Source organism: Streptomyces sp. NPDC032198, from assembly GCF_040636975.1.
In the GTDB taxonomy this organism is placed as follows: domain Bacteria; phylum Actinomycetota; class Actinomycetes; order Streptomycetales; family Streptomycetaceae; genus Streptomyces.
The window spans coordinates 442,025-452,184 of the sequence record NZ_JBEZVL010000007.1 but is presented as its reverse complement, the minus strand read 5'-3'; the positions used below and the strand labels follow the sequence as shown (position 1 = coordinate 452,184).

General features: G+C 71.0%; 10 protein-coding genes and 1 pseudogene. 4 read left to right on the top strand and 7 right to left on the bottom strand.

Translation table 11 applies throughout. The features are described 5' to 3' along the window. Positions 1 to 518 (top strand): hypothetical protein (locus AB0E78_RS21550; RefSeq protein ID WP_361834609.1); only part of this gene is annotated, 518 nt, incomplete at its 5' end. On the opposite strand, the gene AB0E78_RS21545 is transcribed toward AB0E78_RS21550, so the two are convergent. Both AB0E78_RS21545 and AB0E78_RS21540 read right to left on the bottom strand, forming a co-directional pair. Beyond that, the gene (locus AB0E78_RS21545) at positions 515 to 970 is read right to left on the bottom strand and encodes an Lrp/AsnC family transcriptional regulator (RefSeq protein WP_361834607.1); all 456 of its coding nucleotides are present in this window, start codon (positions 968 to 970) and stop codon (positions 515 to 517) included. The two genes, AB0E78_RS21550 and AB0E78_RS21545, sit on opposite strands and share 4 nt — an antisense overlap. A gap of 10 nt (positions 971 to 980) precedes the next feature. Beyond that, positions 981 to 2,450: an amino acid permease gene (locus AB0E78_RS21540; RefSeq protein ID WP_361834605.1), complete on the bottom strand. Its 1,470-nt coding sequence runs from the start codon at positions 2,448 to 2,450 to the stop codon at positions 981 to 983. 307 nt (positions 2,451 to 2,757) lie between these two features. On the opposite strand from AB0E78_RS21540, the gene AB0E78_RS21535 reads away from it, so the two are divergent. Genes AB0E78_RS21535 through AB0E78_RS21525 form a run of 3 tightly spaced genes read left to right on the top strand, consistent with a single transcriptional unit; the run spans position 2,758 to position 5,614 of the window. Beyond that, complete coding sequence (locus AB0E78_RS21535) at positions 2,758 to 3,873, top strand: LLM class flavin-dependent oxidoreductase (RefSeq protein ID WP_361834602.1); 1,116 nt, start codon at positions 2,758 to 2,760, stop codon at positions 3,871 to 3,873. Then, positions 3,870 to 4,679: an SDR family oxidoreductase gene (locus tag AB0E78_RS21530; RefSeq protein WP_361834599.1), complete on the top strand. Its 810-nt coding sequence runs from the start codon at positions 3,870 to 3,872 to the stop codon at positions 4,677 to 4,679. Before AB0E78_RS21535 ends, AB0E78_RS21530 begins: the two co-directional genes overlap by 4 nt. Beyond that, positions 4,676 to 5,614 carry a GDSL-type esterase/lipase family protein gene (locus AB0E78_RS21525; protein ID WP_361834597.1) on the top strand — a complete coding sequence of 313 codons (939 nt, stop codon included), beginning with the start codon at positions 4,676 to 4,678 and terminating at the stop codon, positions 5,612 to 5,614. Before AB0E78_RS21530 ends, AB0E78_RS21525 begins: the two co-directional genes overlap by 4 nt. Positions 5,615 to 5,683: 69 nt before the next feature. On the opposite strand, the gene AB0E78_RS21520 is transcribed toward AB0E78_RS21525, so the two are convergent. The 5 genes and pseudogenes from AB0E78_RS21520 to rpe form a co-directional block, all read right to left on the bottom strand. Further along, the gene (locus AB0E78_RS21520; protein ID WP_361834594.1) at positions 5,684 to 7,126 is read right to left on the bottom strand and encodes a GuaB1 family IMP dehydrogenase-related protein; all 1,443 of its coding nucleotides are present in this window, start codon (positions 7,124 to 7,126) and stop codon (positions 5,684 to 5,686) included. A 174-nt stretch (positions 7,127 to 7,300) separates the two neighbouring features. Continuing rightward, complete coding sequence (locus tag AB0E78_RS21515) at positions 7,301 to 7,681, bottom strand: barstar family protein (RefSeq protein ID WP_361834591.1); 381 nt, start codon at positions 7,679 to 7,681, stop codon at positions 7,301 to 7,303. Continuing rightward, positions 7,678 to 8,063, bottom strand: a pseudogene (locus AB0E78_RS21510) (ribonuclease domain-containing protein). The gene AB0E78_RS21515 and the pseudogene AB0E78_RS21510 overlap by 4 nt, the downstream one beginning before the upstream one ends. Positions 8,064 to 8,138: 75 nt before the next feature. Further along, positions 8,139 to 9,137 (bottom strand): sugar-binding domain-containing protein, encoded by a 999-nt coding sequence (locus tag AB0E78_RS21505; RefSeq protein WP_361834697.1) that lies wholly within the window; start codon positions 9,135 to 9,137, stop codon positions 8,139 to 8,141. A 207-nt stretch (positions 9,138 to 9,344) separates the two neighbouring features. Continuing rightward, positions 9,345 to 10,031: a ribulose-phosphate 3-epimerase gene (gene rpe / locus AB0E78_RS21500; RefSeq protein WP_361834589.1), complete on the bottom strand. Its 687-nt coding sequence runs from the start codon at positions 10,029 to 10,031 to the stop codon at positions 9,345 to 9,347. Between the last annotated feature and the right edge of the window lie 129 nt (positions 10,032 to 10,160).

Genomic DNA, 10,160 nt, shown 5'->3' with positions numbered 1-10,160 from the left:
CCGAGCACCTGCGCCCAGGCGCCCTGCACCACCGAGTTGAGGGCGAGGCCGCCGCCCTGACCGGTACCGCACAGCTGGACCGCCGCCCCGGCGACGAGGTCACCGTCACCCTCGACGCCCACCTGGACGCCAAGGACCGGAACGACCCCGGGGCCGCGCACGGCACCATCAAGATCAGCCACTACATGGAGCACCCGAAGTTCGGCGGCTCGGCCGAGGCCCGCGTGGACTGCCTGCTGACCGGCGGGAAGGTCGCCACGGTGTCGGCGGTCATCACCAAGGCGGACGGCGGCCTCACCGGGGCGGTCGGCAAGCGCATCGGCGTGACGGTCCACGACCAGGGCAAGCACGACCGCTTCGGCTACAGCTGGGCCATGGTCGGCATCCCGAACGACTTGCCGGACGACATGCCCAAGTGCGTGAGCGCCGCCCCGTTCGACAAGACCAGGCCAGGCAGCGGCGACCTTCACGTACGCCCGATGGATCAGCGGCCCGGAGGGGCACGGGCTCGCCTTTAGGCAGGTGCCCCGGAGGAGAATCTCCGCATCAAGGGCGAGAGCACCAGCACCGACTTCGTCCGCTCGACGAACGGCTCCCCCGCGATCCGTTCGAGCACCCGCTCGAAGTGCCGCATGTCGGCGGCGAAGACCTGGACGACGGCGTCCGCCTCCCCGGTGACGGTGGAGGCGGACGCGATCTCCGGATACCGCTCGAGGCCACGGCGGATGGCCTCGGGCGAGGTGTTGCGACGACAGTAGATCTCGATGAAGCCCTCGGTCTCCCAGCCGAGCGCGGCCGGGTCGACCCGCACGGTGAATCCCGTGATGGCCCCGGTCTCCCGGAGCCGGTCCACGCGCCGCTTCACGGCGGGGGCGGAGAGCCCGACCAGCTGGCCGATGTCGGCGTAGGAACGGCGGGCGTCCTCGGCGAGGGCGTGCACGATGCGTTCGTCGAGATCGTTCAGTCGCACTGGGGGTGGATCACTTCTCTGCGGAGGCCAATCGGGAGCGGCTCATGCCGTACAGGAAGTAGAACACGAGGCCGACGGCCATCCAGACACCGAACACGACCCAGGTCACGGTGTCGAGGCTGAACATGTTGTACGCGCAGAAGCCGAAGCCGAGCACCGGGAAGAGCCAGCCGAGCGGCACCCGGAAGGTGCGCGGCATGTCCGGGCGGGTCCGGCGCAGCACGATCACCGCGATGTTGACCAGGCCGAAGGCGAAGAGCGTGCCGATGCTGGTGGCGTCGACGAGCTTGCCGAGCGGGATGACCGAGGCGAGCGCGCCGCAGAACAGCGACACGATGACGGTGTTCACGCGGGGCGTGCCGGTCTTCTTGCTGACCTTGCCGAACACCTTGGGGACCAGGCCGTCGCGGGACATGGCGAACAGGACGCGGGTCTGGCCGTAGAGGACGGTCAGGACGACGGACGCGATGGAGATCACGGCGCCGGCGGCGAGGATCGTGCCCCACATGCTCTGCCCGGTGACGTCGTTCATGATCGCGGCGAGCGTGGCCTCCGAGCCCTCGAAGTCCTTCCAGTTCCAGGCGCCCACCGCGACGGCGGCGACCAGGACGTAGAGGGCCGTGACGATGACCAGCGACAGCATGATCGCGCGGGGCAGGTCGCGCTGCGGGTTCTTCGCTTCCTCACCGGCAGTGGAGGCGGCGTCGAAGCCGATGTACGAGAAGAAGAGACTCGCGGCGGCCGCGCTGACCCCGGCCGTGCCGAGCGGCATGAAGTCGGAGTAGTTGCCGGACTTGAAGCCCATGAAACCGATGGTGCAGAAGAGCACCAGCGCGGCGATCTTCACGATGACCATGATCGTGTTGGCCGTCGCCGACTCCTTGGCGCCGCCGAGCAGGAACACCATGGCGAGCAGGACGACGATCAGGCCGGGCAGGTTGATGATGGCGCCGTCGATCTCGCCGGGCGCCGCGGAGAGCGTATCCGGGATGGTGACGCCGATCGTTCCGTCGAGCAGCTCGTTGAGGTACTCGCCCCAGCCGACGGCGACGGCCGCGACCGACACGCCGTACTCCAGGACCAGGCACCAGCCGCAGACCCAGGCGATCAGTTCGCCCATCGTTGCGTACGCGTACGAGTACGAGGAGCCCGCGACCGGTATGGAGCCGGCCAGCTCGGCGTACGAGAGCGCGGAGAAGAGCGCGGTGAGTCCGGCGATCACGAAGGAGATGGTGACGGCGGGCCCGGCCTTGGGGACGCTCTCGCCGAGGACGACGAAAATGCCGGTGCCGAGCGTGGCACCGATGCTGATCATGGTCAGCTGCCACATGCCGAGGGAGCGCCGCAGCGAGCCGCCCTCACCCTGGCCGCCCTCAGCGACCAGGAGTTCCACCGGCTTGCGCCGCATCAGGCGACTGGCAAGTCCCGCGGCCCCCTGGGGACTTGGGCGGTTCTGCGGGGGTGCGCCTTGGTCGAGCACGCATGGCTCCTTCATCGCTGCCGGTCAGGTCGGCGGGACCGGCGGCAGCTCCCACGCATGGATGGGGACCGCCGAGCAGGCGGTCCCCGCCACACCACGTACAGCGGACGACTCTATGAGGCGCGCTTCACGTACGTAATGCAGCAACCTTGCGCAGACCCGCATGATCGTTGCGTACATCCCCCTCCAGCGGGTCTTCGTTGCGCGGTCCGTTTCGTCCGTTGCGTTCCGTCGCCCCGGGCAAGTGGTTGACACTTCGTCAGATCTGCCCCATCGTGCACCCCGGTCGAGAGGGAGGCAGCAGGCGATGGACCTCGATGTGCTGTACGAGATCGACGTGCCGAAGCCCTGGGACGGACCCCATCCGCACGGCCAGCGCGCCGCCGAGCAGCGGGCCTACCGCGAGGCCGTGGAACAGATCCGGCTCGCGGACCGGGTCGGCTTCCGCACGGTGTGGGCCGTGGAGCACCACTTCCGCGAGGGCCGCTCGCACTGCCCGGCGCCCGAGGTGCTCCTGGGGCATCTGGCGGGGCTCACCGAGCGGATACGCCTCGGCTTCGGCGTCACCCTCACCCCCTTCGGCTTCACGCCCCCGCAGCGGATCGCGGAGAAGGTGGCGGCCGTGGACGTGCTGTCCGACGGCCGCGTCGAGTGGGGCACGGGACGCTCGACCCCCATGGAACAGACGGCCTTCGGCGTCGACCGGGAGCAGTCGCGGTCCGACTGGCGCGAGGCGATCGAGATCGTGACGGGCATGTGGCGCGAGGAGTACTTCGCCTACGAGTCCGAGCGGTTCACCTTCCCCCGCCGGATGGTCACCCCTAAGCCGGTCCAGGACCCGCATCCCCCGTGCTGGATGGCCGCCACGTCCGCCGGTTCGGCGGAGGTGGCGGGCGCCGCGGGCCTCGGCCTGCTCTCCTTCTCGATCATGCAGCCGCTGGACGCGATGGCCCGCCAGGTCGCCGCCTACCGCGCCGCGGCGCGCACGCCGTCGCCGATCACGGACGTCACCACGGACCGCGTGAGCGCGTACACACTGGTGCACGCGGCGGACCGTCCCTCGCGGCGGGTCTGGGACTCGGTCGCCTGGTGGTACCGCAACCTCGCCCAGTTCACCCTCGACTGGGAGCTGCCGCACCTGAGCCCGGCGGAGCGTGAGCGGACCTTCCCCTTCCTCACCCCGATCATCGAAGGGAGCGTCCCCGTCGAGGAGTTCAACGACGGGGACATGATCCTCATCGGCAACGCGGAGACGATCGTCCGCAAGGCCAAGCGCTACGCCGACCTCGGCATCGACCAGCTCATCTGCTACGTCCAGTGGGGCTATCTGGAGCACCAGGAGATCCTGCGCACGATCGAGATCCTGGGCAAGGAAGTCATCCCCGAGCTGGCCTCCTACCGCCCCCGGCGGGCGGCACCGTGAGCGAGCCCCTCGACACCTCCCCCGTCCCCGACTACGCCGCCCTGCACCGCCTGGACGGCCGTCCCTTCGTCCTGCTCGGCGCGGGCAACGGCATCGGCCGCCAGACCGCGCACGCGCTCACGGCGGCGGGCGCGCGGGTCCTGTGCGTGGATCTCGACCAGGGCCGCGCCGAGGCGGTCGCCGCGGAGACGGGCGGCATCGCGTACGTCGCGGACGTGACCCGGCGCGAGGACGTACGGGAGCTCTTCGCCTACGCCCGCCGGGAGTTGGGCGGGCTCGGCGGTGTCGTCGACATCGTGGGCATGGCCCGCTACACGCCCCTGGACGAGCTGGACGACGCCTCCTGGGACTGGCACTTCTCCCTGGTCCTGCGGCACGCCTGGCTGGCGGTCCAGTACGGCGGTGAGGCGCTCGCCGACGCGGGCGGCGGCCCCCTGGTCTTCGTCGCGTCGGTGTCGGGCCTGACGGCGGCGCCCCTGCACGCCGCGTACGGGGCGGCGAAGGCGGGCCTGATCTCGCTGGTCCGCTCGGCGGCGGTGGAGTACGGGCCGCGCGGTGTGCGGGTGAACGCGGTGGCGCCCGGTGTCGTCTGGACACCTCGGGTGGCGGGCCTGATCGGCGAGGAGGGCCGCGTACGCAACGCCCGCAACGCCCCGCTCGACCGGGTGGCCGAGACCTCGGACATCGCCTCCGCGCTGCTCTTCTTCGCCTCGCCGCTCTCCTCGTACGTCACGGGGCAGACGCTCGTCGTGGACGGCGGGGTCGGCGTGAAGTTCCCCTACCCGACCATCGGAGGCGCGCGGTGAGGGAATTCGTGCGGGGTGCGCCCTGGTGGACCGAGGACGGGCGGGTGACGCGCGCCGACCCCGCCGATCGCGCACGCCTCCCCGGGGACACGTGGGAGCGGGCGGGCCTCCCGGCCGGGGTCCGCCTTGAGTTCACGGCGCACGGGGTGAGCGAGGTGAAGATCACGTACACCGCCTCTCCCCCATCGGCGGCGGACTCGTATCGCGACGCGCCCCCGGTGTTCACGCTGCTCGCGGGCGAGGCCGCCACCGACACGCCCGCATCGCCGGGCAAACACCGGACGCTGCTCCAACTCCCCGCTCCCGACGGGGAGTTCACCCTGCATCTGCCGGAGGCGCTGCGACCCGTCCTGCACGACGTACGCCCGGTGAGCGGCACCCTCACACCCGCCGCCCGGCAGCCACGCTGGCTCGTCTACGGCGACTCGATCGCGGAGGGCTGGTCGGTCTCGCGGCCCCATCTGGCCTGGCCCGCACGGGCGGGACGCGCCCTCGGGGTGGAGACGGTGAACCTCGGATACGCGGGCGCGGCGCGCGGGGAACTGGCGTCGGCCGAGCAACTCGCCGCGCTGAACGCCGACTTGATCACTCTGGCCTTCGGCACGAACTGCTGGTCGCGTACGCCGCATTCGGCGGGGCTGCTGTACGAGACGACGCGGGCGTTCCTGGCCCTGGTACGCCGGGGGCACCCAGAAGTCCCCCTCCTGGTCGTCTCCCCCGTGCTCCGCCCGGACGCCGAGACGACGCCGAACGCGCTCGGCGCCACGCTCCGGGACCTGCGGACCGCCGTGGAGCGGGCGGCCCGGGACGCGGGGGCCGATCTGCTGCCGGGCGGCGAGCTGCTGGACGCGGGACACCTGGTGGACGGGGTGCATCCGGGCGACGAGGGCCACGAGCTGCTGGCGAAAGCGGTGGCAGCGGCCCAGGCCCCGTAAGGGGCACGGGGAGCTGCGCGCCCGGCCACGACAAACCCGCGGCCGAACGAGCAGTTCCCCGCCCAGCGACTAACTCCAGGAGGCGTGGAGGGGCTTGCCCTCCGCGTAACCGGCAGCGCTCTGCACACCCACCGTGGCCCTCTCCGCGAACTCCGCCAAGGACCCCGCACCGGCGTACGTGCACGAAGAACGGACACCCGCGATGATCGAGTCGATCAGGTCCTCGACGCCGGGACGCTCCGGGTCCAGGAACATCCGCGAGGTCGAGATGCCCTCCTCGAACAGCGCCTTGCGGGCGCGGTCGTAGGCCGACTCCTCGCTGGTGCGGTTCTTGACCGCGCGGGCCGACGCCATGCCGAACGACTCCTTGTAGAGGCGGCCGTTGGCGTCCTGCTGCAGGTCGCCCGGGGACTCGTACGTCCCGGCGAACCACGAGCCGATCATCACGTTCGACGCACCGGCGGCCAGCGCCATCGCGACGTCACGGGGGTGACGGACACCGCCGTCGGCCCACACGTGCTTGCCGAACTTCGCGGCCTCGGCGGCGCATTCGAGCACCGCGGAGAACTGCGGGCGGCCGACGCCGGTCATCATGCGGGTGGTGCACATGGCGCCGGGGCCCACACCGACCTTGATGATGTCGGCACCGGCCTCGATCAGGTCACGTACGCCCTCGGCGGCGACGATGTTGCCCGCGACGATCGGCACCTGCGGGTCGAGCGCGCGCACGGCCTTGACCGCGGCGATCATCGACTCCTGGTGGCCGTGCGCGGTGTCCACGACGAGCGTGTCGGCGCCCGCGTCGAGGAGCTGCTTGGCCTTGCTCGCGACGTCGCCGTTGATGCCGACGGCGGCGGCGATGCGCAGCTTGCCGTTGGCGTCGAGGGCGGGCGAGTAGAGGGTCGCGCGCAGGGCGCCCGTGCGGGTCAGGATGCCGGCGAGGCGGCCGTCCTTGCCCACCGCGGGGGCATAGCGGCGGTTGGCGGCGTCCAGCTTGTTGAAGGCGTCGCGCGGGTCGATGTCCGCGTCGAGCAGCACGAGGTCCTTGGACATGACCTCGGAGAGCTGGGTGAAGCGGTCGACGCCGTTCAGGTCCGTGTCGGTGACGACACCGACCGGCTTCTGGTCGGCGTCCACGACGACGCCCGCGTTGTGCGCACGCTTGGAGAGCAGCGCGAGCGCGTCGGCGACGGTCTGCCCGGGGGCCAGGACGATCGGGGTGTCCAGGACGTGGTGGCGCGTCTTGACCCAGGAGATGACCTCGGTGACGACCTCGATCGGAATGTCCTGCGGGATCACGACGAGGCCACCGCGGCGCGCGACGGTCTCGGCCATCCGGCGGCCGGCGATCGCGGTCATGTTCGCGACGACCAGCGGGATCGTGGTGCCGGTGCCGTCCGGCGACGAGAGGTCCACGCCCTGACGAGATCCGACGGCGGAGCGCCGCGGCACCATGAAGACGTCGTCGTACGTCAGGTCGTACGCAGGCTGGATGTCATTGAGGAAACGCACGTGCTGCTCATCCCAGTCGATCAGAGGTGGCCCCCGGACAGTTAGGCCGAGGGAAAAGCACGTACTTCAGTGTCCCATGTCCCGGGTGATGCGCTGCCTGGGATGATCACCCAGCCGGGCCACAAGAGCCCTGGTCGGATCCTCCAAGCAGCCGTCCGGACGGTCACGCTCCGCTCAGGCGCGGGTGCCGAGCGCGAGAACGATCTCCAGGCCGGTCCCCCGCTCCCGGGCGTACTCGACCGCGTCGGTGAACACCTCCTGGGCGATGATCCACTCCTGGGGCGCCGCTTCGGCGTACCCCTGCCAGCCGGTGACGACGAGCAGCCGTCCGGGTGCGGCGGGCGCCCATCCCAGATCGGTGAGGCAGTCGGCGAGCGCGTCCCAGTTGCGTCCGAACCAGTCGGGCAGCTCCAGCGCGCGGGCGCAGCGGTCCATGAAGGCGCTCTTGTCGCTCACCCCGGCCAGGTCGATGGAGACGGTCCGCAGGCCGGCGGCGCGGACGGCCTCCAGGACGGGCGCGAGGGGCTCGGGGGCCGGCTGCCGGTCGGGCGTCATCTCAGTACCGCCTTGAAGGACGCGTAGTGGTCGTCCGTGTAGTAGGTCTCGCCGCCGCTGCCGGTGACGATCCGCCGCGCCCCGCGGTCGCGTTCGCCGGGGGTGCGCACGGTGTACTCGCGGTAGTAGCCGCGCCGCTGCTTCGGCAGCTCTCCCTCGAAGTTCCCGAAGACGGAGCCGTCCTTCTCGTACGGGAAGGGGCCCCGTCATCGATGAGCCGCAAAGTCTGCCGGGCCTCGGCGGGCAGCCGGTCGGCACGGACGGTCGCCATGCCGTCCACCGTGCCGTCCGCCGTGCCGTCGCCCGCTGAGCACCCCGTGACGAGGACCGCGAAGCAGACCAGCAACGCGGCCAGGGCACGGGGGACGAACCGGTTCAGCATGCGTCAGATGCTGCCACGGCGCCCCGTCAGGGGCGCGGGGAACTGCGCGACCAGCCCTCTGCGGCCCGCAGCAGGTCAGTTACCGTCCGGGTCAGCCCGATCCAACGCGGGATGCGGCGTGTGCCCCATGACCATCAGCTGATCCGCGGCAGCAGTGTCCGTCACCAGGCTGGTGACAAGCCCGGACCGAAGCACGGCGTCAATCGCGGCGGCCTTCCGCTGTCCCCCGGCGATGGCGACGACTTCAGGAATCCGTCGAAGCCGATCGGCTTCGACGGTGATGCACCGCTCCCCCAGGTCGCGCCCGACCCGGCGCCCCTCGGCGTCGAAGAGGTGCGCGGACATCTCGGCGGCGACGCCCAGCGAGGCGTAGTGCGCCCGCTCCTCGTCGCTGAGCATGTCGTGGACGGTGGAGATGCCGGGCTCCCAGGAGCCGATGGACACCGCGGCCACGGTCACCTTGTCGAAGTACTCGAAGGCGCGGGCGATGCCCGTCTGGTTGCGCAGGGCCGCCGCGGTGGCCGGGTCCGGCAGGAGCATCGGCGCGTAGATGGGGTGGGCCTCGCCGCCGGAGACCTGCGCGGCACGCCGCACGGCCTCGACCGACCCGCGTTCGGCTGTCCCGGCGTCGTACACGCCCGTCAGCTGCACCACCGTGCACGGCGGCAGCTGGTCGAGGGCAGCGGCCATGTGAATGGTCGAGCGCCCCCACGCAAGGCCGAGGACATCGCCCTCGGTGACGAGCTCGCCGAGCAGGTCCGCCGCCACCTCGCCGAGGTTCTCGGGGTCAGGAGAGTCGTCGATCTCGTCGGCGGACGTCGGAGACTCCACGACGACCGCGTGCCGCAGGCCGTAGCGGGCCCGGAGCGCGTCCGAGCGCTCCGCGTCCAGCTCGGCGGGCACACGGATCTCGATCCGTACGAGATCACGCTCGAGAGCCGTCTCCAGGACCCGGGCCACCTTGAAGCGGCTCACGCCGAACTCCTCGGCGATCTGGATCTTGGACTTGCCCTCGAGATAGAAGCGGCGGGCCATGGCCGCCGCCTGCACCAGCTCCGCGGGTCCCATCCGCATGGCTGACCGGCCGCCCGTCGACACGACGATCTCCTCACTGTCATTTCAAGCAACTGTCGTTCACGCGTTCACACCCATTGGTGCGGCTTCGCGCGCATTGCCACGACTTCTCGCGCATTGCCGCAGCGCAACCCGGGTTCGCCGTTCATCCTCGCAGATCCGACGTACTTGATCAGCCCTGAAGGACTGCGTTCACGTTCTCGTGGCTCAGTGGCCGCATGCCCATGCCGCCGTGGACGTCGCCCCGGCCGCCTGGGAGCGCAGTGCACGGACCGCCGCCGCGGGGTCCTCCGCGCCGTACACCGCGGAGCCCGCCACGAAGACGTCGGCGCCGGCCTCGGCGCAGCGCTCGATGGTCGAGGCCGAGACACCGCCGTCGACCTGGAGCCAGAGTTCGAGGCCGTGCTTGCTGATCAGCTCACGGGTGCGGCGGATCTTCGGAAGCATGATGTCGAGGAACGACTGCCCGCCGAAACCCGGCTCGACGGTCATGATCAGCAGCATGTCGAGCTCGGGGAGCAGATCCTCGTACGGCTCGATGGGCGTCGCGGGCTTCAGCGCCATGGAGGCGCGGGCGCCCTGGGCGCGGATCTCACGGGCAAGACGGACGGGGGCCGCGGCCGCCTCCGCGTGGAAGGTGACCGATCCGGCGCCCGCCTCTACGTACTGCGGGGCCCAGCGATCGACGTCCTCGATCATCAGATGGCAGTCCAGCGGCGTGTCCGTCGCCCGGGCGAGCGACTCTACGACCGGCACCCCCAGGGTGAGGTTCGGGACGAAGTGGTTGTCCATGACGTCGACATGGAGCCAGTCGGCGCCTTCCACCGCCCTTGCCTCCTCGGCAAGACGGGCGAAATCCGCGGACAGGATGCTGGGGTTGATCTGCACGGCCATGCCCCAAGACTGCCATGCCCCGCGCTCGTTGCCCTCCGCGGTCCGCAGCGTGAGCCAACCGGCTCCTGTGACCATGGACCGCGTGCCATGCTGGGCGGTCCACCGGCACCACGTGGGGCAGCGGGGGTA